Raw genomic sequence first — 24,070 nt, 5'->3', positions numbered from 1 at the left:
CTCCCAGAAACAATATGTTTAGCCATTGTAACAAACATTAAAATAGCAGGTGTTTAATTGTACAACATGATGCTATGCTGACCTGACTGTGTTTAGTAAATTAAACAACAAAAATGAATACTTTCCCTGAATATTCTTGTGATGTGTTGATTATCGGTAGTGGCGCTGCCGGGCTTTCACTGGCACTACGTCTGGCAGATAAGCATCATGTCATCGTTCTTAGCAAAGGCTCTGTTACTGAAGGCTCGACGTTTTACGCCCAGGGCGGAATTGCTGCCGTGTTTGATGAAACTGACAGTATCGATTCACATGTGGAAGATACGTTGGTTGCCGGTGCCGGAATTTGCGATAGCCATGCGGTTAAGTTTGTTGCCAGCAATGCGCGTTCCTGTGTGCAATGGTTGATCGATCAAGGGGTATTGTTTGATACCCAGGTGCAACCAAATGGGGAAGAAAGTTACCATCTGACCCGTGAAGGCGGTCATAGCCACCGCCGTATTCTTCATGCCGCCGACGCCACTGGTAAAGAAGTAGAAACTACGCTGGTGAGCAAGGCGCAAAGTCATCCGAATATTCGTGTACTGGAACGCAGCAACGCAGTCGATCTGATTATTTCCGACAAAATTGGTCTGCCGGGGACGCGACGAGTGGTCGGAGCATGGGTGTGGAATCGCAATAAAGAAGCGGTAGAAACCTGTCATGCGAAAGCTGTGGTGCTGGCAACTGGCGGCGCATCGAAGGTTTATCAGTACACCACCAATCCGGATATTTCCTCTGGTGATGGTATTGCCATGGCCTGGCGCGCCGGTTGCCGGGTTGCTAATCTCGAATTTAATCAGTTCCACCCAACGGCGCTGTATCATCCACAGGCGCGGAACTTCCTGTTAACGGAAGCTTTACGTGGCGAAGGCGCTTATTTGAAGCGCCCGGACGGCACACGCTTTATGCCCGATTTTGATGAGCGTGGTGAACTGGCTCCGCGCGATATTGTTGCCCGCGCTATTGACTATGAAATGAAACGCCTCGGCGCGGATTGTATGTTCCTGGATATTAGTCATAAGCCTGCGGATTTTATTTGTCAGCATTTCCCGATGATTTATGAAAAGTTGCTGGGTCTGGGTATTGATCTCACTAAAGAGCCTGTGCCGATAGTACCTGCTGCGCACTATACTTGCGGCGGTGTAATGGTGGATGACTATGGGCGTACTGATGTTGATGGGCTGTATGCGATTGGCGAAGTGAGCTACACAGGATTACATGGCGCTAACCGAATGGCCTCTAACTCATTGCTGGAATGTCTGGTCTACGGCTGGTCGGCGGCGGAAGACATTGAAAGACGGATGCCTTATGCACGTGGCGTCAACCGCTTGCCGTCATGGGATGAAAGCCGCGTTGAGGATCCTGACGAGCTGGTGGTGCTCCAACATAACTGGCATGAGCTGCGTCTGTTTATGTGGGATTACGTCGGTATTGTGCGCACAACAAAGCGCCTAGAGCGTGCCCTGCGACGGATCAATATGTTGCAGCAGGAAATAGACGAATATTATGCCCACTTTCGGGTGTCGAATAATTTACTGGAACTGCGTAATCTGGTGCAGGTTGCCGAGTTAATTGTTCGCTGCGCGATGATGCGCAAGGAGAGTCGGGGCTTGCATTACACGCTGGACTACCCGGAGTTGCTCACGCATTCCGGTCCGTCGATTCTCTCGCCTGGCCATCATTACATAAACAAATAAAAAGCCTGGGTCAGCGCCGTATACGCTTCAGAATAGTTCTGGTCTGGCCCACGAATCACTAACCGATCGCTAAAGTATTCCCCCGCCAGTGGGGAGAATGCCAGTAGCACCCGATGCGGTAATCGAGCCTCGTTTTCCGCCACGTCCGTCCGTAAACGTAAATGCCATCCCATGCTTAATGCCAGTTCAGTAAAACCATTACCAATCTGCTCCGGCAGCACCACGCAGAAAAATCCCTCTTCGGTAATGCATTCTGCCGCACAAGTAAGCAACGTCTGGTGATCCAACGTAGTGGTATAGCGCGCCTGTTCCCGTTGCGGCGTCGCGCACTCAACCCCCTGCTGATAATACGGCGGGTTACTGATAATTAAGTCAAAACGCGCGGCCTGCTGGGTTATCCACTGCTGAATATCCGCCGTATGGATATTAATCCGCTCTGCCCACGGGGACTGCGCGATATTTTCCTGCGCCTGAGCCGCTGCCTCACTTTCCAGTTCAACTGCATCAATCATCACGCTGTCATCAGTTCGTTGCGCCAGCATTAGCGCCAGTAGCCCGCTACCACTGCCGATATCAAGGCAGCGTTTTACCCCTGCCACAGGAGCCCATGCGCCCAGTAAAATTCCATCCGTTCCCACTTTCATCGCACAGCGATCGTGCGCGACAAAAAACTGTTTAAAAGTAAATCCATTACGACGAAGCACGGATGTAGACTGTGACATGAAAATAAAACCTTGCTGTAAAAACGGCGATAGCACCGGGTAAGAACAATACCTGAGAAGCGATATCCATACAAACAGATGAAGATTGCAGCCGTAACGTCTATAATCAGCGCCCCACACAGAGGTAGAACATGACTGTAACGACTTTTTCCGAACTTGAACTCGACGAAAGCCTGCTGGAAGCCCTCCAGGATAAAGGTTTCACTCGCCCGACCGCCATTCAGGCTGCCGCCATTCCGCCTGCGCTCGATGGCCGTGATGTACTCGGTTCTGCGCCGACAGGCACCGGTAAAACGGCGGCGTATCTGCTGCCAGCGTTGCAGCACCTGCTCGATTTCCCGCGTAAGAAATCCGGTCCACCGCGTATTTTGATCCTCACCCCAACTCGCGAACTGGCGATGCAGGTGGCCGATCATGCCCGTGAACTGGCGAAACATACACATCTGGATATTGCCACCATCACCGGCGGCGTGGCCTATATGAACCACGCGGAAGTGTTCAGCGAAAACCAGGACATCGTGGTCGCCACGACCGGACGTCTGCTGCAATACATAAAAGAAGAGAACTTCGATTGCCGCGCGGTTGAAACACTGATCCTTGACGAAGCAGACCGTATGCTGGATATGGGCTTCGCCCAAGATATCGAACATATTGCTGGCGAAACTCGCTGGCGTAAGCAAACCCTGCTCTTCTCAGCTACGTTGGAAGGCGATGCCATTCAGGATTTTGCCGAACGTCTGCTGGAGGATCCGGTGGAAGTTTCTGCTAATCCATCCACCCGTGAGCGCAAAAAGATTCATCAGTGGTATTACCGTGCCGATGACCTTGAGCATAAAACTGCGTTGCTGGTACATCTGTTAAAACAGCCGGAAGCGACTCGCTCAATCGTATTTGTGCGCAAGCGTGAGCGTGTGCATGAACTGGCAAACTGGTTGCGCGAAGCAGGCATCAACAACTGCTATCTCGAAGGTGAGATGGTACAAGGCAAGCGTAATGAAGCGATTAAGCGTCTGACTGAAGGTCGCGTAAACGTGCTGGTTGCCACCGACGTTGCCGCACGTGGTATCGACATTCCGGATGTCAGCCACGTCTTTAACTTCGATATGCCGCGCAGTGGCGATACCTATTTGCACCGAATCGGGCGTACCGCTCGCGCCGGTCGTAAAGGGATCGCGATTTCACTGGTTGAAGCCCATGACCATCTGCTGCTGGGCAAAGTTAGTCGTTATATTGAAGAGCCGATTAAAGCTCGCGTCATTGATGAGTTACGCCCGAAAACGCGTGCGCCAAGCGAGAAACAGACGGGTAAACCATCGAAGAAAGTCCTGGCAAAACGCGCCGAGAAGAAAAAGGCTAAAGAGAAAGAGAAGCCACGGGTGAAAAAACGCCACCGCGATACCAAAAATATTGGTAAGCGCCGCAAACCAAGCGGAACAGGCGTGCCGCCGCAAACGACAGAAGAGTAAAAATAATGCCGGGTTTTATCCCGGCATTATTTTTGTCTATAGATAACCACCAGCCTGACTGATGGTTATCTATAGACAAAAAGCGGAAGAGGTCACCCTCTTCCGCTTCTGTAATATCTTGCTACTTAAGCCTTACAGGCTTTCAGTAAAGGTACGAGCGATAACGTCGCGTTGCTGTTCCGGAGTCAGAGAGTTGAAGCGAACTGCATAACCGGATACACGGATAGTCAACTGCGGATATTTTTCCGGATGCTTAACAGCATCTTCCAGAGTTTCGCGACGCAGAACGTTTACGTTCAGGTGCTGACCACCTTCCACGCGAACTTCTGGTTTAACTTCTACTGGAACTTCACGGTATTCAATATCACCCAGTTTGCTTACTGCAACCACTTCATCTTCTGCAAAACCTGCTTTCGCAACGATGCAACGCGCTTCGCCTTTTTCGCTGTCCAGCAGCCAGAAAGAGTTCAGCAGATCGTCATTAGCGGCTTTAGTAATCTGGATACCTGTAATCATGTGATGCCTCCCCGGCAAAATTATTTGATTTGTCAGCCTGTCGCGGCCAATTGGTAAAACCATTGTTGCTTGAGTGTATATATACTCCTCAAACACCCTTGATTCTTTGATTTAAATCAATAAAAACCACACAGCAAGCGCGGTCGCAAATAGATTTTATTGTTTTACATCAACTTATGCGGGTGTGAAATTTTACCAATTTACATTTTTTTGCACTCGATTATGTCTAAAAAATGAGCTTGATTTTGTTCTGTAGAAAGAAGCAGTTAAGCTAGGTGGATTGAAGATCCGCAGGAGAGCGAGATGGCTAACGAATTAACCTGGCATGACGTGCTGGCTGAAGAGAAGCAGCAACCCTATTTTCTTAATACCCTTCAGACCGTCGCCAGTGAGCGGCAGTCTGGCATCACTATCTATCCGCCACAAAAAGATGTCTTTAATGCCTTCCGTTTTACTGAGTTGGGCGATGTCAAAGTTGTTATTCTCGGCCAGGATCCTTACCACGGACCTGGACAGGCACATGGTCTGGCATTTTCTGTTCGTCCCGGTATTGCGACACCACCGTCACTGCTGAATATGTATAAAGAGCTGGAAAATACCATCCCAGGCTTTACCCGCCCGACACATGGTTACCTAGAAAGCTGGGCGCGCCAGGGCGTGCTGCTGCTCAATACCGTATTGACTGTACGTGCAGGTCAGGCGCATTCCCACGCCAGCCTCGGCTGGGAGACGTTCACCGATAAAGTCATCAGCCTGATTAATCAGCATCGCGAAGGCGTGGTGTTTTTACTGTGGGGGTCGCATGCGCAAAAGAAAGGGGCAATTATAGATAAGCAACGCCATCACGTACTGAAAGCACCGCATCCGTCGCCGTTATCGGCCCATCGTGGATTCTTTGGCTGTAACCATTTTGTACTGGCAAATCAGTGGCTGGAACAACGTGGCGAGAAGCCGATTAACTGGATACCTGTATTACCGGCAGAGAGCGAGTAAATTTGCGGGAAAATGCCGGATGGCAGAACTGCCATCCGGCTGATTTATCAGGCTTTATTCTGACGCCACCATTCACCAAGCAGAACACCCGTTGCGACAGAGATATTCAGACCAGCAACATTGCCAGTACCGTCAATCTTCACTCGCAGATCGTTTGGATCACGCGCAGCATCTGGTAACCCTTCATATTCCTGCCCCAAAACCAACACCATTTTCGCTGGCAAACTGGTTTTGAACAGTGGTTGGCCCTGTTCGCTGGAAGTGGTCACCACGGTGTAACCCGCCTGACGGAAATCATCCAGCACATTAACAATGTTGTCGCCAGTAATCGGTTGCACATGCTCTGCGCCACCTTCTGCGGTACGGATAGCCGCACCCGATTCCAGCAACGCCGCATCCTGCACAACAACACCTTTCACGCCGAAGTGCGCACAGCTACGCATCATCCCGCCCAGATTATGTGGGTTAGATTCATTTTCCAACGCCAGTACGCAATCCTGTGCACCTGCCTGGCTTACCCACTGCTGCACGGTTGTGCCGTTACGCTTTTTGATCAGGAAGCAAACGCCGCCGTGATGTTCCGTGCCTGACGCTTTTGCCAGCTCAGCTTCATCTACCACGTGGTACGCTTTGCGGTTTGCCGCCATCCAGCGCAATGCTTCTTTAAAACGCGGCGTTACACTCTGGATAAACCAGGCGCGAACAATCGCTTCCGGACGGCTCTGGAACAGTGCCTGACATGCGTTTTCGCCGTAGACGCGGGTTTCTTCCGCACGCTGACGACGCAACACTTCCGGATCAATAAAACTTTTACCACTGATGCCACCGTGATCGGCCTTTTCCGATGCCTCATCACCCGGCGCGCGGGAAACAGTTCGCCACGGCGACTCTTCCCACTTGCGGTCACGGGGCTGACTCTGTTTGTCATCGCGGGCGGGGCGACGGCCACCGTCGGCACGAGATTTTCCTGGACGCCCGCCCCCTTTCCCGGTTCGCGGGTTGTGGGTTCGTTTATCAGAATCATCATCACTGCGGACATACATCACTTTGACCTTGCCGCTTTTGCTTTTCATTTCATCGTTCATGCTTTTCTCCACCAGCGCTGCGCGAAGCGCGCAGATTACCCGAAGTGCGCGCGGTTCGCCATGATTTCGTTCCAAAGCCTGCGACTATCATACCCATTGAATAAAACAGATTGTTGTCTGGAACAATGCCCTCGATAATATGTAACATATTAGAAACATACCGGCGTCGTTGCCGATAAGTCTCCTTACTCATCCCGAGGTTAGTTATGAATACCGTTTGTACCCATTGTCAGGCCATCAACCGCATTCCCGACGAACGGATTGACGATGCGGCAAAATGCGGACGCTGCGGTCACGACCTGTTTGACGGAGAGGTGATTAATGCGACCGGTGAAACACTCGACAAATTGCTGAAAGACGATCTGCCTGTGGTGATCGACTTCTGGGCACCGTGGTGCGGCCCTTGCCGTAACTTCGCACCGATTTTTGAAGATGTTGCACAAGAGCGTAGCGGTAAAGTGCGTTTTGTAAAAGTGAATACCGAAGCTGAACGTGAATTAAGCAGTCGCTTTGGTATTCGCAGTATTCCGACGATCATGATTTTCAAAAATGGTCAGGTTGTCGACATGCTTAACGGCGCAGTGCCGAAAGCACCGTTTGATAGCTGGCTGAACGAATCTCTTTAATCTTATCGGGGCGCATCTTGTGCCCCGTTTTCTCCTCTGCGACAATGGCATTTTTTCGACGCTCTCTTATGACCGAAAACGCTGTTCTCCAGTTACGCGCCGAGCGTATTGCGCGCGCAACACGTCCTTTTCTTGCCCGTGGTAATCGCGTTCGTCGTTGCCAACGCTGCCTTTTGCCAGAGAAATTATGCCTCTGTTCAACCATCACCCCAACGGAAGCAAAAAGCCGCTTTTGTTTGCTGATGTTTGACACCGAGCCAATGAAACCCAGCAATACTGGACGTTTGATTGCCGATATCTTGCCAGATACCGTCGCGTTTCAATGGTCACGTACCGAACCATCGCAAGAACTGCTGGATCTGGTGCAAAACCCGTATTATCAGCCAATGGTGGTTTTTCCTGCCTCGTATGCGGATGAGCAACGAGAAGTGATCTTTACGCCTCCTCCTGGTAAGCCACCGCTATTTATCATGCTCGATGGCACCTGGCCGGAAGCGCGGAAGATGTTTCGTAAAAGTCCGTATCTGGATAATCTTCCCGTCATTTCCGTCGATCTTTCGCGTTTGTCTGCCTATCGCCTGCGTGAAGCCCAGAGTGAAGGCCAATATTGCACCGCTGAGGTAGCCATCGCACTTTTAGATATGGCGGGTGACACCAAAGCCGCAACGGGCTTAGGCGAGCATTTCACTCGCTTTAAAACGCGCTATCTGGCAGGAAAAACGCAACATCTGGGTAGTATCACAGCAGAACAGTTAGAAATCGTTTAAAATCATTCGGTCACTTCTGCGGGAGGCCGGTATGAGTCAGCGAGGACTGGAAGCACTACTGCGACCAAAATCGATTGCGGTAATTGGCGCGTCGATGAAACCCAATCGCGCAGGTTACCTGATGATGCGTAACCTGCTGGCTGGAGGCTTTAACGGACCGGTGCTGCCGGTGACGCCAGCCTGGAAGGCGGTACAGGGCGTGCTGGCATGGCCAGACATCACCAGTTTGCCTTTTACTCCTGACCTCGCAGTGCTATGTACTAATGCCAGCCGCAATCTTGCTCTTCTGGAAGAGCTTGGAGAGAAAGGCTGTAAAACCTGCATTATTCTTTCTTCGCCGACATCACAACACGAAGACCTACGCGCCTGCGCTCTGCGCCATAACATGCGCCTGCTTGGACCAAACAGTCTGGGATTACTCGCTCCCTGGCAAGGGCTGAATGCCAGCTTTTCGCCAGTGCCAATTAAGCGCGGCAAGCTGGCGTTTATTTCACAATCGGCTGCTGTCTCCAACACCATCCTCGACTGGGCGCAACAGCGTGAAATGGGGTTTTCATACTTTATTGCGCTCGGTGACAGCCTGGATATCGACGTTGATGAATTGCTCGACTACCTGGCACGCGACAGCAAAACCAGTGCCATCTTGCTCTATCTCGAACAATTAAGCGACGCGCGACGCTTTGTGTCGGCTGCCCGTAGTGCCTCGCGAAATAAGCCGATTCTGGTGATTAAAAGCGGACGTAGTCCGGCGGCGCAAAGATTGCTGAACACCACAGCGGGTATGGATCCGGCGTGGGATGCAGCTATTCAGCGTGCCGGTTTGTTGCGAGTGCAGGACACCCACGAACTGTTTTCGGCGGTGGAAACCCTTAGCCACATGCGTCCGTTGCGTGGCGACCGGCTGATGATTATCAGCAACGGTGCTGCTCCTGCCGCACTGGCGCTGGATGCCTTATGGTCGCGCAATGGTAAACTGGCAACGTTAAGTGAAGAGGCCTGCCAGAAACTACGCGATGCCCTGCCAGAACATGTAGCAATCTCTAACCCGCTTGATCTACGCGATGACGCCAGCAGCGAGCACTATGTCAAAACGCTGGATATTCTGCTCCACATCCAGGATTTTGATGCGCTGATGGTTATCCATTCCCCCAGCGCCGCTGCGCCTGCCACAGAAAGCGCACAGGCATTAATTGAAGCAGTAAAACATCATCCTCGCAGCAAGTATGTCTCTCTGCTGACTAACTGGTGCGGCGAACACTCCTCGCAAGAGGCGCGACGTTTATTCAGTGAAGCCGGGCTTCCGACCTATCGCACACCGGAAGGAACTATCACCGCTTTTATGCATATGGTTGAGTACCGTCGAAACCAGAAGCAGTTACGCGAAACACCGGCGTTACCCAGCAATCTGACCTCCAATACCGCAGAAGCGCATATTCTGCTACAGCAGGCCATTGCCGAAGGAGCGACATCGCTCGATACCCATGAGGTTCAGCCAATCCTGCAAGCATATGGCATGAACACGCTTCCCACCTGGATTGCCACTGACAGCACCGAAGCTGTGCATATTGCAGAACAGATTGGTTATCCGGTGGCGCTGAAATTGCGCTCGCCGGATATTCCGCATAAATCGGAAGTTCAGGGCGTGATGCTCTATTTACGTACGGCTAATGAAGTCCAGCAAGCCGCGAACGCTATTTTCGATCGGGTAAAAATGGCCTGGCCGCAGGCACGGATCCACGGCCTGTTGGTGCAAAGTATGGCTAATCGTGCTGGCGCTCAGGAGCTGCGTGTAGTCGTGGAACACGATCCGGTTTTTGGGCCGTTGATCATGCTTGGTGAAGGCGGTGTGGAGTGGCGTCCTGAAGATCAAGCTGTCGTGGCGCTGCCACCGCTGAACATGAATCTGGCTCGCTATCTGGTCATTCAGGGAATCAAAAGTAAAAAAATTCGTGCACGCAGCGCACTGCGTCCACTCGACATCGCGGGCTTAAGCCAGTTACTGGTGCAGGTTTCCAACCTGATTGTCGATTGCCCAGAAATTCAGCGGCTGGATATTCACCCTTTACTGGCTTCCGGCAGTGAATTTACCGCGCTGGATGTCACGGTGGATATTGCACCGTTCGAAGGCAATAACGAAAGTCGCCTTGCTGTGCGCCCGTACCCACATCAGTTAGAAGAGTGGGTAGAATTAAAAAACGGCGAACGTTGCTTGTTCCGCCCGATCTTGCCGGAAGATGAGCCACAACTTCAGCAATTCATTTCGCGAGTCACCAAAGAAGATCTTTATTACCGTTACTTTAGCGAGATCAACGAATTCACCCATGAAGATTTAGCTAACATGACGCAGATCGACTACGATCGGGAAATGGCGTTTGTGGCTGTACGGCGTATTGATCAAAAAGAAGAGATCCTTGGCGTCACTCGGGCGATCTCCGATCCTGATAACATTGATGCCGAATTTGCCGTACTGGTGCGCTCGGATCTCAAAGGGTTAGGCTTAGGTCGACGCTTAATGGAAAAGTTGATTACCTATACGCGAGATCACGGACTGCAACGTCTGAATGGTATTACGATGCCAAACAATCGTGGCATGGTGGCGCTGGCCCGCAAGCTCGGGTTTAACGTCGATATCCAGCTCGAAGAGGGGATCGTTGGGCTGATGCTAAATCTTGCCCAGCGCGAGGAATCATGAGTAATGTACTGGAAATGTTGACCACTTAATCGGGACTGGTGTTATTATTGCCCGCTTATGTCGTCTGCATTGCACAGAGGACCCTTCAATGAACAGAGAAGAAATGCACTGTGATGTTGTCAAAATTTAAGCGTAATAAACATCAACAACACCTTGCCCAACTACCCAAGATTTCTCAATCAGTTGATGATGTCGATTTTTTTTACGCTCCCACCGACTTCCGGGAGACACTGCTGGAAAAAATAGCCAGCGCGAAGCAGCGCATTTGCATTGTCGCCCTGTATCTTGAGCAGGATGACGGTGGCAAAGGCATTCTGAGCGCGTTGTATGAGGCTAAACGGCAGCGTCCGGAACTGGATGTGCGGGTGCTGGTCGACTGGCATCGTGCACAACGTGGGCGCATTGGCGCTGCGGCATCTAATACCAATGCTGACTGGTACTGCCGCATGGCGCAGGAAAACCCGGGCGTAGATGTTCCGGTTTATGGTGTTCCGATCAATACCCGTGAAGCCCTGGGCGTTCTGCACTTTAAAGGCTTTATCATCGACGATAGCGTACTTTATAGCGGTGCCAGCCTGAACGATGTTTACCTGCATCAGCATGATAAATACCGCTACGACCGCTATCATCTGATCCGTAACCGTAAAATGTCAGACATTATGTTTGAATGGGTTACACAGAATATTATGAATGGTCGCGGTGTTAACCGTCTGGATGATATTCACCGTCCGAAAAGCCCGGAAATCAAAAACGATATCCGCCTGTTCCGCCAGGAGTTGCGTGATGCTGCTTATCATTTCCAGGGCGATGCCGATAACGATCAACTCTCCGTAACGCCATTAGTGGGTCTGGGAAAATCGAGTCTGTTGAACAAGACTATTTTCCATCTTATGCCGTGTGCCGAGCAAAAACTGACCATCTGCACACCATACTTCAACCTACCGGCCATCCTCGTGCGCAATATCATCCAATTGCTGCGCGAAGGGAAAAAAGTCGAAATTATTGTCGGTGATAAAACCGCAAATGACTTCTACATTCCGGAAGATGAACCTTTCAAGATTATCGGCGCACTGCCGTATCTCTACGAGATTAATCTGCGTCGTTTCCTGAGCCGTTTGCAGTATTACGTCAATACTGACCAGTTAGTGGTCCGGTTATGGAAAGATGACGACAATACCTATCACCTGAAAGGGATGTGGGTTGATGATAAGTGGATGCTGATCACCGGTAATAACCTGAACCCTCGCGCCTGGCGTCTGGATCTGGAAAACGCCATTTTGATCCACGATCCGCAACTGGAGCTTGCGCCGCAGCGTGAGAAAGAGTTGGATCTGATCCGCGAGCATACTACCATCGTTAAGCACTACCGCGATCTGCAAAGTATTGCCGATTATCCGGTGAAGGTTCGCAAGCTTATCCGTCGCTTGCGTCGTATCCGTATCGACCGATTAATTAGCCGTATCCTGTAATCTGAACCCCGTCCTGTACGGGGTTTGTTTTTTGGAGGCCACGTTGCGTATTCTTTTTGCCTGTTCGCTATTGTTGCTTTCTGGTTGCAGCCATAGGGCTAACGATGGCTGGAGCGGACAGGATAAAGCGCAACACTTTATCGCCTCGGCAATGCTTTCAGCGGCAGGAAATGAATATGCACAGCATCGGGAGATGAGCCGCGACCGCAGCGCCATGTTCGGGTTGATGTTCTCTGTAAGTCTGGGCGTGTCAAAAGAGCTGTGGGATAGCCGCCCCGAAGGGAGCGGCTGGAGCTGGAAAGATTTTGCCTGGGACGTAGCCGGTGCCACCACCGGTTATACGGTCTGGCAAATGGCTCATCACTAAAGACGCATCCCCTTCCCTTTATGATGTAGCATCAAAGAAACCAGAAACGCGACTACGGCCATCAATGTCACATACCAGAAGAATGCCGTTTCCATTCCTATCGATTTTAGCGACAACGCCACATACTCCGCTGAGCCACCAAATATGGCATTCGCGACCGCATATGACAGACCAACACCTAATGCGCGAACCTGTGCCGGGAACATTTCCGCCTTCAGGATCCCACTAATTGAAGTGTAAAAACTCACAATCAGCAGGGCACACATCACCAAACCAAAAGCCGCATAAGGTGAGGAGACGTTCTGCAATGCCGAAAGAATGGGGACGGTAAAAATAGCGGCCAGAGAGCCGAAACATAACATTGAAGTCCGACGGCCAATCTTATCCGACAATGCTCCAATTATCGGCTGGATGAGCATAAATACAAACAGCGCCGCCGTCATAATGCCGCTTGCTACGTTGGCGTGCATACCCGCAGTATTCACCAGATACTTCTGCATATAGGTGGTGAAGGTATAGAAACAAAGAGAACCCGCAGCCGTAAAGCCGAGAACCATGATGAATGCACGGCGATTGCGCCATAATCCCTTCATTGAACCCGCTTCTTTTAGAGCTCGCGTTTCTTGTTGCGAAGTTTCATCCAACTGACGACGTAACCATAACGCCACAACGGCTAACACCGCGCCTAATGCAAAGGGAATACGCCACCCCCACTCTCTAAGCGCGATATCTTCCATTGTATGCTGTAAAACCACCACAACCAACAATGCCAGAAGTTGCCCGCCTATCAACGTGACATACTGAAATGAAGCGTAAAACCCTTTGCGTCCTTCTACTGCAACTTCACTCATATAGGTGGCGCTGGTGCCATATTCTCCACCTACAGATAATCCCTGGAATAAACGCGCGAGAAGTAACAACGCCGGAGCCCAGGTGCCAATTGTTTCATAGCCTGGCAAGCAGGCTATGACCAGTGCTCCAAAACACATCATACATACCGATAGCAGCATCGATTTCTTGCGGCCATGTTTGTCAGCAATACGACCAAATAACCAGCCGCCTATTGGACGCATCAGAAATCCTGCGGCAAAAATACCGGCAGTTTGTAGTAGTTGAGTGGTTGTGTTATCTGAAGGGAAGAAGATGTGGGCGAAATAGAGGGAACAAAATGAGTAGACATAGAAATCGAACCACTCAACCAGGTTACCTGATGAGGCCCCTACAATTGCCCAAATGCGGCGACGAGTATCACTACTTGTCAGTTTGCCGTCTGCCGTTACAGTGCTTTCTGCCATGCCATTATTTCTCCTGCCATAATCCGATGCTTTTGTCGGTTGTTATTTATTTTTTAGTAAGACAAATGTTATACATTTGTTATTTTGCTTGCACAACCATAACTGAGAATTTAGTTAGCAGAAGAATAATTATTGCGGATATTAAGGATGGATTGCAGGTGAGGCGATCGTATGGAAGCGGGCAGGTTGGGGAAACCGTATCCGCTACTGAATCTGGCGTATGTGGGGGAATAATGCGCTGCTGACCCCTACCGTAACCCTGCGCAGGACAGATAAGGCTCGCCAGCATCGCATCCGGCATTTTTTCCGCACCAGCGCAAAAAGGCCATCCTTACGGATGGCCTTTCGCTTTATTTGATGCCTGGCAGTTCCCTACTCTCGCATGGGGAGACCCCACACTACCATCGGCGCTACGGCGTTTCACTTCTGAGTTCGGCATGGGGTCAGGTGGGACCACCGCGCTATCTCCGCCAGGCAAATTCTGTTTATTAACCCGCTTTCGCCGGCTAATCTAATCTGTATCAGGCTGAAAATCTTCTCTCATCCGCCAAAACATCTTCGGCGTTGTAAGGTTAAGCCTCACGGTTCATTAGTACCGGTTAGCTCAACGCATCGCTGCGCTTACACACCCGGCCTATCAACGTCGTCGTCTTCAACGTTCCTTCAGGAGACTTAAAGTCTCAGGGAGAACTCATCTCGGGGCAAGTTTCGTGCTTAGATGCTTTCAGCACTTATCTCTTCCGCATTTAGCTACCGGGCAGTGCCATTGGCATGACAACCCGAACACCAGTGATGCGTCCACTCCGGTCCTCTCGTACTAGGAGCAGCCCCCCTCAGTTCTCCAGCGCCCACGGCAGATAGGGACCGAACTGTCTCACGACGTTCTAAACCCAGCTCGCGTACCACTTTAAATGGCGAACAGCCATACCCTTGGGACCTACTTCAGCCCCAGGATGTGATGAGCCGACATCGAGGTGCCAAACACCGCCGTCGATATGAACTCTTGGGCGGTATCAGCCTGTTATCCCCGGAGTACCTTTTATCCGTTGAGCGATGGCCCTTCCATTCAGAACCACCGGATCACTATGACCTGCTTTCGCACCTGCTCGCGCCGTCACGCTCGCAGTCAAGCTGGCTTATGCCATTGCACTAACCTCCTGATGTCCGACCAGGATTAGCCAACCTTCGTGCTCCTCCGTTACTCTTTAGGAGGAGACCGCCCCAGTCAAACTACCCACCAGACACTGTCCGCAACCCGGATCACGGGTCAACGTTAGAACATCAAACATTAAAGGGTGGTATTTCAAGGTCGGCTCCATGCAGACTGGCGTCCACACTTCAAAGCCTCCCACCTATCCTACACATCAAGGCTCAATGTTCAGTGTCAAGCTATAGTAAAGGTTCACGGGGTCTTTCCGTCTTGCCGCGGGTACACTGCATCTTCACAGCGAGTTCAATTTCACTGAGTCTCGGGTGGAGACAGCCTGGCCATCATTACGCCATTCGTGCAGGTCGGAACTTACCCGACAAGGAATTTCGCTACCTTAGGACCGTTATAGTTACGGCCGCCGTTTACCGGGGCTTCGATCAAGAGCTTCGCCTTGCGGCTGACCCCATCAATTAACCTTCCGGCACCGGGCAGGCGTCACACCGTATACGTCCACTTTCGTGTTTGCACAGTGCTGTGTTTTTAATAAACAGTTGCAGCCAGCTGGTATCTTCGACTGATTTCAGCTCCACGAGCAAGTCGCTTCACCTACATATCAGCGTGCCTTCTCCCGAAGTTACGGCACCATTTTGCCTAGTTCCTTCACCCGAGTTCTCTCAAGCGCCTTGGTATTCTCTACCTGACCACCTGTGTCGGTTTGGGGTACGATTTGATGTTACCTGATGCTTAGAGGCTTTTCCTGGAAGCAGGGCATTTGTTGCTTCAGCACCGTAGTGCCTCGTCATCACGCCTCAGCCTTGATTCTCCGGATTTGCCTGGAAAATCAGCCTACACGCTTAAACCGGGACAACCGTCGCCCGGCCAACATAGCCTTCTCCGTCCCCCCTTCGCAGTAACACCAAGTACAGGAATATTAACCTGTTTCCCATCGACTACGCCTTTCGGCCTCGCCTTAGGGGTCGACTCACCCTGCCCCGATTAACGTTGGACAGGAACCCTTGGTCTTCCGGCGAGCGGGCTTTTCACCCGCTTTATCGTTACTTATGTCAGCATTCGCACTTCTGATACCTCCAGCATGCCTCACAGCACACCTTCAACGGCTTACAGAACGCTCCCCTACCCAACAACACATAGTGTCGCTGCCGCAGCTTCGGTGCATGGTTTAGCCCCGTTACATCTTCCGCGCAGGCCGACTCGACCAGTGAGCTATTACGCTTTCTTTAAATGATGGCTGCTTCTAAGCCAACATCCTGGCTGTCTGGGCCTTCCCACATCGTTTCCCACTTAACCATGACTTTGGGACCTTAGCTGGCGGTCTGGGTTGTTTCCCTCTTCACGACGGACGTTAGCACCCGCCGTGTGTCTCCCGTGATAACATTCTCCGGTATTCGCAGTTTGCATCGGGTTGGTAAGTCGGGATGACCCCCTTGCCGAAACAGTGCTCTACCCCCGGAGATGAATTCACGAGGCGCTACCTAAATAGCTTTCGGGGAGAACCAGCTATCTCCCGGTTTGATTGGCCTTTCACCCCCAGCCACAAGTCATCCGCTAATTTTTCAACATTAGTCGGTTCGGTCCTCCAGTTAGTGTTACCCAACCTTCAACCTGCCCATGGCTAGATCACCGGGTTTCGGGTCTATACCCTGCAACTTAACGCCCAGTTAAGACTCGGTTTCCCTTCGGCTCCCCTATTCGGTTAACCTTGCTACAGAATATAAGTCGCTGACCCATTATACAAAAGGTACGCAGTCACCCCATTAAAGAGGCTCCCACTGCTTGTACGTACACGGTTTCAGGTTCTTTTTCACTCCCCTCGCCGGGGTTCTTTTCGCCTTTCCCTCACGGTACTGGTTCACTATCGGTCAGTCAGGAGTATTTAGCCTTGGAGGATGGTCCCCCCATATTCAGACAGGATACCACGTGTCCCGCCCTACTCATCGAGCTCACAGCATGTGCATTTTTGTGTACGGGGCTGTCACCCTGTATCGCACGCCTTTCCAGACGCTTCCACTAACACACACACTGATTCAGGCTCTGGGCTCCTCCCCGTTCGCTCGCCGCTACTGGGGGAATCTCGGTTGATTTCTTTTCCTCGGGGTACTTAGATGTTTCAGTTCCCCCGGTTCGCCTCATTAACCTATGGATTCAGTTAATGATAGTGTGACGAATCACACTGGGTTTCCCCATTCGGAAATCGCCGGTTATAACGGTTCATATCACCTTACCGACGCTTATCGCAGATTAGCACGTCCTTCATCGCCTCTGACTGCCAGGGCATCCACCGTGTACGCTTAGTCGCTTAACCTCACAACCCGAAGATGTTTCTTTCGAACCATCATCGTGTTGCGAAAATTTGAGAGACTCACGAATAATCTTTCGACTATTCAGTGTTTCAATTTTCAGCTTGATCCAGATTTTTAAAGAGCAAATATCTCAAACATCACTCGTAAGTGAGTTTTGAGATACAGTGGCCGGCGACTTTCACTCACAAACCAGCAAGTGGCGTCCCCTAGGGGATTCGAACCCCTGTTACCGCCGTGAAAGGGCGGTGTCCTGGGCCTCTAGACGAAGGGGACGTATCAGTCTGCTTCGCAAGACGCCTTGCTTTTCACTTTCTATCAGACAATCTGTGTGAGCACTTCAAAGAACGCTTCTTTAAGGTAAGGAGGTGATCCAACCGCAGGTTCCCCTACGGTTACCTTGTTACGACTTCACCCCAGTCATGAATCACAAAGTGGTAAGCGCCCTCCCGAAGGTTAAGCTACCTACTTCTTTTGCAACCCACTCCCATGGTGTGACGGGCGGTGTGTACAAGGCCCGGGAACGTATTCACCGTGGCATTCTGATCCACGATTACTAGCGATTCCGACTTCATGGAGTCGAGTTGCAGACTCCAATCCGGACTACGACGCACTTTATGAGGTCCGCTTGCTCTCGCGAGGTCGCTTCTCTTTGTATGCGCCATTGTAGCACGTGTGTAGCCCTGGTCGTAAGGGCCATGATGACTTGACGTCATCCCCACCTTCCTCCAGTTTATCACTGGCAGTCTCCTTTGAGTTCCCGGCCGGACCGCTGGCAACAAAGGATAAGGGTTGCGCTCGTTGCGGGACTTAACCCAACATTTCACAACACGAGCTGACGACAGCCATGCAGCACCTGTCTCACAGTTCCCGAAGGCACCATCCCATCTCTGGAATGTTCTGTGGATGTCAAGACCAGGTAAGGTTCTTCGCGTTGCATCGAATTAAACCACATGCTCCACCGCTTGTGCGGGCCCCCGTCAATTCATTTGAGTTTTAACCTTGCGGCCGTACTCCCCAGGCGGTCGACTTAACGCGTTAGCTCCGGAAGCCACGCCTCAAGGGCACAACCTCCAAGTCGACATCGTTTACGGCGTGGACTACCAGGGTATCTAATCCTGTTTGCTCCCCACGCTTTCGCACCTGAGCGTCAGTCTTCGTCCAGGGGGCCGCCTTCGCCACCGGTATTCCTCCAGATCTCTACGCATTTCACCGCTACACCTGGAATTCTACCCCCCTCTACGAGACTCAAGCTTGCCAGTATCAGATGCAGTTCCCAGGTTGAGCCCGGGGATTTCACATCTGACTTAACAAACCGCCTGCGTGCGCTTTACGCCCAGTAATTCCGATTAACGCTTGCACCCTCCGTATTACCGCGGCTGCTGGCACGGAGTTAGCCGGTGCTTCTTCTGCGGGTAACGTCAATGAGCAAAGGTATTAACTTTACTCCCTTCCTCCCAGCTGAAAGTACTTTACAACCCGAAGGCCTTCTTCATACACGCGGCATGGCTGCATCAGGCTTGCGCCCATTGTGCAATATTCCCCACTGCTGCCTCCCGTAGGAGTCTGGACCGTGTCTCAGTTCCAGTGTGGCTGGTCATCCTCTCAGACCAGCTAGAGATCGTCGCCTAGGTGGGCCGTTACCCCGCCTACTAGCTAATCCCATCTGGGCACATCCGATGGCAAGAGGCCCGAAGGTCCCCCTCTTTGGTCTTGCGACGTTATGCGGTATTAGCTACCGTTTCCAGTAGTTATCCCCCTCCATCGGGCAGTTTCCCAGACATTACTCACCCGTCCGCCACTCGTCAGCAAAGAAGCAAGCTTCTTTCTGTTACCGTTCGACTTGCATGTGTTAGGCCTGCCGCCAGCGTTCAATCTGAGCCATGATCAAACTCTTCAATTTAAAAGTTTGATGCTCAAAGAATTAAACTTCGTAATGAATTACGTGTTCACTCTTGAGACTTGGTATTCATTTAGCGTCTTGCGACGTTAAGAATCCGTATCTTCGAGTGCCCACACAGATTGTCTGATAAATTGTTAAAGAGCAGTGCCGCTTCGCTTTTTCTCAGCGGCGCGGGGTGTGCATAATACGCTTTCCCGCTACAGAGTCAAGCATTTTTTCGCTTTTCTCTGTCGAAGTTCTCAGGAGAACCCCGCTGACCCGGCGGCTTATTTGCCGTTGTTCCGTGTCAGTGGTGGCGCATTATAGGGAGTTATTCCGGCCTGACAAGCGAAAAATATAAAAACTTTATCGTTCGCTCAATTTTCAGGCAAAACACCCCGAGCATGGTCTTTTCCGTCTAACTTATAGACAGAAACGAGCCCCGAAGGACTCGTTTTATCATTTACTGGACGGCGACAATGCGGTCTTCATTAACTTCCAGGCGAATGACTTTGCCAGGAACCAATTCACCAGACAGTATTTGCTGCGCCAGCGGGTTTTCGATCTGTTGCTGGATAGCACGTTTCAGAGGACGTGCACCATAAACCGGATCGTAACCATTCTCGCTCAGCAGTTTCAGTGCCTCGTCAGAAATGTGGATTTCATAACCACGTTCTTCCAGACGTTTGTACAGACGTTTCAACTGGATCTGGGCAATCGAAGCGATATGTTGTTCACCCAACGGGTGGAAGACCACAACTTCATCAATACGGTTTATGAATTCCGGACGGAAGTTATGGCTAACCACGCCGAGCACCAGCTCTTTCATGCGCGCATAATCCAGTTCACCGAAACGTTCCTGGATCAGATCGGAGCCGAGGTTAGAGGTCATAATGACCACCGTATTACGGAAATCGACCGTTCTCCCCTGCCCATCAGTCAGACGTCCGTCATCCAGAACCTGCAACAGAATGTTGAATACATCCGGATGCGCTTTTTCCACTTCATCCAGCAGAATGACGGAATAAGGACGACGACGCACCGCTTCAGTCAGGTAGCCACCTTCTTCATAACCCACATATCCCGGAGGTGCACCAACCAGACGAGACACCGAGTGTTTCTCCATAAACTCGGACATATCGATACGAACCATCGCCTCATCACTGTCGAACATAAAATTCGCCAGCGCCTTACAGAGTTCGGTTTTACCTACACCCGTTGGACCGAGGAACAAGAACGAACCAATCGGGCGATTAGGATCCGCAAGCCCCGCACGGCTACGACGAATGGCGTTAGATACCGCATCAACGGCTTCGTTTTGGCCAATAACACGATGGTGCAGTTCTTGCTCCATACGCAGCAGTTTTTCGCGCTCACTTTCCATCATGCGAGAAACAGGAATGCCCGTCCAACGCGCCAACACTTCAGCAATTTCTGCGTCAGTCACTTTATTACGCAACAGACGCATGGTTTTGCCTTCGAGCTGTGTAGCCGCTTCCAGTTGTTTTTCGAGCTCCGGAATTTTGCCGTATTGCAGTTCGGACATCCGCGCCAGATCACCTACACGGCGCGCCTGTTCAATGGCGATTTTCGCCTGTTCCAGTTCGGCTTTAATGGTCTGGGTGCCAGAGAGTGACGCTTTCTCTGCTTTCCACTCCTCTTCTAACTCAGAGTACTGGCGTTCTTTGTCACTCAGTTCTTCATTGAGCATATCCAGACGTTTTTTACTGGCTTCATCAGACTCTTTCATTAACGCCTGTTGTTCCAGCTTAAGCTGGATAATTCGACGATCGAGTCGGTCAAGCTCTTCCGGTTTTGAGTCAATCTGCATACGGATACTGGATGCCGCTTCATCGATCAGGTCGATGGCTTTATCTGGCAACTGACGGTCAGCAATGTAGCGATGAGACAACGTCGCCGCTGCAACAATTGCCGGGTCAGTAATTTGCACATGGTGGTGCAGCTCGTAACGTTCTTTCAGGCCACGCAGAATAGCAATGGTGTCTTCCACCGTTGGCTCGGCAACAAACACTTTCTGGAAACGACGTTCCAGCGCCGCATCTTTTTCAATGTACTGGCGATATTCATCAAGGGTGGTCGCGCCCACGCAGTGCAGTTCACCACGGGCCAGTGCCGGTTTCAGCATATTCCCGGCGTCCATTGCGCCATCGGCTTTACCTGCGCCCACCATGGTGTGCAGCTCATCGATAAACAGAATGACGTTGCCTTCCTGTTTCGACAGATCGTTCAGCACGCCTTTCAGACGTTCTTCAAACTCACCACGATATTTCGCCCCAGCCACCAGCGCGCCCATATCCAGCGCCAGTACGCGGCGGCCTTTCAGCCCTTCCGGTACTTCGCCATTGATAATACGCTGCGCCAAACCTTCAACGATGGCGGTTTTACCGACACCAGGTTCACCGATCAGTACCGGGTTATTTTTAGTACGGCGTTGCAGTACCTGAATGGTACGACGAATTTCTTCATCACGACCAATTACCGGATCGAGTTTACCTTGTTCGGCACGTTCGGTAAGGTCAATGGTATATTTTTTCAAAGCCTGACGTTGGTCTTCGGCTCCTTGATCATTCACGCTTTCACCTCCACGCATTTGTTCAATCGCTTGAGTAATGTTGGCGGTGGTCGCCCCTGCTGCTTTCAGGATGTCGGCCAGCGTGCCGCGAGACTCAAGTGCCGCCAGAACAAACAGTTCTGACGAGATAAAGTTATCACCACGTTTTTGCGCCAGCTTGTCGCAAAGATTAAGAACGCGCACCAGATCCTGTGAAGGCTGGACATCGCCCCCTGTACCTTCAACCTGCGGTAAACGATTTAATGCCTGATTGATATCTGTGCGCAATTGGCCAGCATTAATGCCAGCGGATGTTAATAAAGGACTAACCGAACCCCCTTCCTGATTCAGCAGGGCGCTCATTAAATGAAGTGGTTCGATGAATTGGTTGTCGTGCCCGAGTGCAAGTGATTGGGCATCGGCAAGAGCAAGCTGGAATTTGTTAGTAAGACGATCCAGACGCATAACTCCTCCCATAACGGATCAAAGTTGCTACTGGAGATTAAATGAGGTCATCCCTCAATTATTCAAGGTTATTGACCAGATTAATGTGAAAAGAAAATCACGCGTACCGGATCGTCTTGATTCTTTAGGTTATATCAGCCAAATGAAACTTGCCATACGACCCGTGCACTTGTCGCGACGATAAGAGAAGAAAGTCTCATTTTCAGTGTATGTACAGCGATTAGCACCGAAAATTTGTTCAACACCGACGTTCGCCAGACGCTGCCGGGCAAGCAGATAAATATCCGCCAGATATTTATCACCACGCTGAATGAAAGCCTCGCTCGCTTTGGCATCTACTGCCATAAATGCCTCGCGAACCTCCGGCCCCACTTCAAAGGCGCGCGAACCAATTGCGGGTCCCAGCCAGGCAAGAATGTTTTCTGGCTTATCAGCAAAACAAGAAACTGTCTCCTCCAGCACACCAGCGCAAAGTCCACGCCAGCCAGCATGAGCAGCGGCGACTTCCGTTCCCGCACGGTTGCAAAACAGCACAGGCAGGCAGTCGGCAGTCATCACAGCGCAAACCGTGCCAGGTGTGTTACTATAAGATGCATCCGCCCGTTTAGAGGCATAAGGTTCGCCAGTAAGCCTTAGAACATCTTTCCCATGTACCTGCTCAAGCCACACCGGTTTTGAAGGCAAATTGCCCGCAGCAAAAAGTCGCCTGCGATTCTCCTCAACGTGTTCCGGGTTATCACCACAATGGGCCCCCAGATTGAGAGAATCGTAAGGCGGTAAGCTAACGCCGCCAATACGGGTAGAGCTACAGGCCGCAACACCTTTTGGCAACGGCCACTGCGGGACAATCAACTTACTCATAACCAGTCCACTTCATCCTTATGCTCTTCGAAATCGGCGCGCATCACCTCAATCAGTTCAGCCATATCTTGTGGGATAGGCGCGTGCCATTCCATTTCGATACCGGAAATCGGGTGATAGAGACGTAGCATCGTTGCGTGAAGCGCCTGACGATCAAACTTACGCAGCGTGGAGATAAACGCTTCCGACGCCCCCTTCGGCGGACGCGGGCGACCACCATAAACCGGATCACCCACCAGCGGATGAGTGATATGCGCCATATGCACGCGGATCTGATGCGTACGTCCGGTTTCGAGACGCAACCGCAGACGCGTGTGCACACGGAAGTGTTCCATGATGCGATAGTGAGTGACCGCTGGTTTGCCCATCGGATGCACCGCCATATGGGTGCGTTTGGTGGGATGGCGGCTGATTGGCTCGTCCACCGTGCCACCCGCAGTCATATGACCAATCGCTACGGCTTCGTACTCACGGGTAATTTCACGCCGTTGCAGAGACTCCACCAAACGCGTCTGAGCTGGAACCGTTTTTGCCACAACCATCAAACCCGTCGTGTCTTTATCCAGACGATGGACAATGCCCGCACGCGGAACATCTGCAATTGGCGGATAGTAATGAAGCAACGCATTCAACACCGTGCCATCAGGGTTACCCGCGCCAGGATGTACAACCAGGTCGCGCGGTTTATTAATAACAATGATGTCTTCATCTTCATAGACGATATCCAGTGGGATATCCTGCGGTTCAAAACGCGCTTCTTCTTCAATTTCGGCGTTGATGGCAACCTGCTCGCCACCCAATACTTTTTCTTTCGGCTTATCACAAACTTTGCCGTTAACCAGCACGCGCTGGTCGAGGATCCATTCTTTTATCCGCGAACGTGAATAATCCGGGAACATTTCGGCCAAAGCTTGATCTAAGCGTTGACCGAGTTGGTTTTCGGACACTGTTGCAGTGAGTTGTACTCGTAGTTGTACTCGTTGTGCCATATATACTGCTTCTTCGTTTATCGTTGGGGTTTTACGGCTTTGCCGTTTAATATAGTGTGCTATTGTAGCTGGTCTTAACCGGGAGCAGGAACAGAGAAT

Annotated in this window: 15 protein-coding genes, 1 tRNA gene and 3 rRNA genes; 8 read left to right on the top strand and 11 right to left on the bottom strand. The window is 51.2% G+C overall.

Going from position 1 to position 24,070, the window contains the following annotated elements; translation table 11 throughout:
- Positions 1 to 113 precede the first annotated feature (113 nt).
- Positions 114 to 1,736, top strand: coding sequence for an L-aspartate oxidase (gene nadB, locus C1192_RS22640; RefSeq protein ID WP_016249088.1), 1,623 nt, complete (start codon positions 114 to 116; stop codon positions 1,734 to 1,736).
- Here the strand turns inward: nadB and trmN are convergent.
- Positions 1,721 to 2,458, bottom strand: a complete 738-nt coding sequence (trmN, locus tag C1192_RS22635; RefSeq protein WP_010378883.1) for a tRNA(1)(Val) (adenine(37)-N(6))-methyltransferase TrmN — start codon at positions 2,456 to 2,458, stop codon at positions 1,721 to 1,723. The two genes, nadB and trmN, sit on opposite strands and share 16 nt — an antisense overlap.
- A gap of 131 nt (positions 2,459 to 2,589) precedes the next feature.
- Between trmN and srmB the strand changes: the two genes are divergently transcribed.
- Positions 2,590 to 3,924, top strand: a complete 1,335-nt coding sequence (srmB, locus tag C1192_RS22630; RefSeq protein WP_000219188.1) for an ATP-dependent RNA helicase SrmB — start codon at positions 2,590 to 2,592, stop codon at positions 3,922 to 3,924.
- Positions 3,925 to 4,056: 132 nt separating this feature from the next.
- Here the strand turns inward: srmB and grcA are convergent, their stop codons facing one another.
- A complete protein-coding gene (grcA, locus tag C1192_RS22625) occupies positions 4,057 to 4,440 on the bottom strand; it encodes an autonomous glycyl radical cofactor GrcA (RefSeq protein ID WP_000627804.1) in 384 nt (127 codons plus the stop codon).
- A 303-nt stretch (positions 4,441 to 4,743) separates the two neighbouring features.
- On the opposite strand from grcA, the gene ung reads away from it, so the two are divergent.
- Entirely contained in the window at positions 4,744 to 5,433 is a 690-nt protein-coding gene (gene ung, locus C1192_RS22620) for a uracil-DNA glycosylase (protein WP_016249090.1), read from the top strand.
- Between the two features lie 47 nt (positions 5,434 to 5,480).
- Here the strand turns inward: ung and C1192_RS22615 are convergent, their stop codons facing one another.
- A complete protein-coding gene (locus C1192_RS22615; RefSeq protein WP_038354377.1) occupies positions 5,481 to 6,518 on the bottom strand; it encodes a tRNA/rRNA methyltransferase in 1,038 nt (345 codons plus the stop codon).
- Positions 6,519 to 6,724: 206 nt separating this feature from the next.
- On the opposite strand from C1192_RS22615, the gene trxC reads away from it, so the two are divergent.
- The 5 genes from trxC (at position 6,725) to C1192_RS22585 (ending at position 12,439) form a co-directional block, all read left to right on the top strand.
- Positions 6,725 to 7,144, top strand: coding sequence for a thioredoxin TrxC (gene trxC / locus C1192_RS22605; RefSeq protein ID WP_001098736.1), 420 nt, complete (start codon positions 6,725 to 6,727; stop codon positions 7,142 to 7,144).
- A 68-nt stretch (positions 7,145 to 7,212) separates the two neighbouring features.
- The gene (tapT, locus tag C1192_RS22600) at positions 7,213 to 7,911 is read left to right on the top strand and encodes a tRNA-uridine aminocarboxypropyltransferase (RefSeq protein ID WP_001516900.1); all 699 of its coding nucleotides are present in this window, start codon (positions 7,213 to 7,215) and stop codon (positions 7,909 to 7,911) included.
- A 31-nt stretch (positions 7,912 to 7,942) separates the two neighbouring features.
- Entirely contained in the window at positions 7,943 to 10,603 is a 2,661-nt protein-coding gene (gene patZ, locus C1192_RS22595) for a peptidyl-lysine N-acetyltransferase PatZ (protein WP_038354376.1), read from the top strand.
- A 113-nt stretch (positions 10,604 to 10,716) separates the two neighbouring features.
- The gene (gene pssA, locus C1192_RS22590; RefSeq protein WP_038354375.1) at positions 10,717 to 12,072 is read left to right on the top strand and encodes a CDP-diacylglycerol--serine O-phosphatidyltransferase; all 1,356 of its coding nucleotides are present in this window, start codon (positions 10,717 to 10,719) and stop codon (positions 12,070 to 12,072) included.
- Positions 12,073 to 12,115: 43 nt separating this feature from the next.
- Positions 12,116 to 12,439 (top strand): YfiM family lipoprotein, encoded by a 324-nt coding sequence (locus C1192_RS22585; RefSeq protein ID WP_001516903.1) that lies wholly within the window; start codon positions 12,116 to 12,118, stop codon positions 12,437 to 12,439.
- Here C1192_RS22585 and kgtP read toward each other — a convergent pair.
- The 8 genes from kgtP to rluD form a co-directional block, all read right to left on the bottom strand.
- Positions 12,436 to 13,734, bottom strand: coding sequence for an alpha-ketoglutarate permease (gene kgtP / locus C1192_RS22580; RefSeq protein ID WP_038354374.1), 1,299 nt, complete (start codon positions 13,732 to 13,734; stop codon positions 12,436 to 12,438). The genes C1192_RS22585 and kgtP overlap by 4 nt on opposite strands.
- Before the next feature lie 359 nt (positions 13,735 to 14,093).
- A 5S ribosomal RNA gene (gene rrf, locus C1192_RS22570) occupies positions 14,094 to 14,209 on the bottom strand.
- A 93-nt stretch (positions 14,210 to 14,302) separates the two neighbouring features.
- Positions 14,303 to 17,207 (bottom strand): 23S ribosomal RNA (locus C1192_RS22565).
- A gap of 195 nt (positions 17,208 to 17,402) precedes the next feature.
- Positions 17,403 to 17,478 (bottom strand) — tRNA-Glu (locus C1192_RS22560).
- Between the two features lie 85 nt (positions 17,479 to 17,563).
- A 16S ribosomal RNA gene (locus C1192_RS22555) occupies positions 17,564 to 19,105 on the bottom strand.
- The 16S, 23S and 5S rRNA genes sit together here with 1 tRNA gene alongside, the layout of an rRNA operon.
- Before the next feature lie 442 nt (positions 19,106 to 19,547).
- On the bottom strand, positions 19,548 to 22,121 hold the full coding sequence (clpB, locus tag C1192_RS22550; RefSeq protein ID WP_001516905.1) for an ATP-dependent chaperone ClpB: 2,574 nt from the start codon (positions 22,119 to 22,121) through the stop codon (positions 19,548 to 19,550).
- Positions 22,122 to 22,250: 129 nt separating this feature from the next.
- Complete coding sequence (gene yfiH / locus C1192_RS22545; protein ID WP_038354859.1) at positions 22,251 to 22,982, bottom strand: purine nucleoside phosphorylase YfiH; 732 nt, start codon at positions 22,980 to 22,982, stop codon at positions 22,251 to 22,253.
- Positions 22,979 to 23,971 carry a 23S rRNA pseudouridine(1911/1915/1917) synthase RluD gene (gene rluD, locus C1192_RS22540; protein ID WP_038354858.1) on the bottom strand — a complete coding sequence of 331 codons (993 nt, stop codon included), beginning with the start codon at positions 23,969 to 23,971 and terminating at the stop codon, positions 22,979 to 22,981. Before rluD ends, yfiH begins: the two co-directional genes overlap by 4 nt.
- Between the last annotated feature and the right edge of the window lie 99 nt (positions 23,972 to 24,070).

Source organism: Escherichia marmotae (assembly GCF_002900365.1).
In the GTDB taxonomy this organism is placed as follows: Bacteria; Pseudomonadota; Gammaproteobacteria; order Enterobacterales; family Enterobacteriaceae; genus Escherichia; species Escherichia marmotae.
This window is presented reverse-complemented; position numbering and strand designations above follow the sequence as displayed.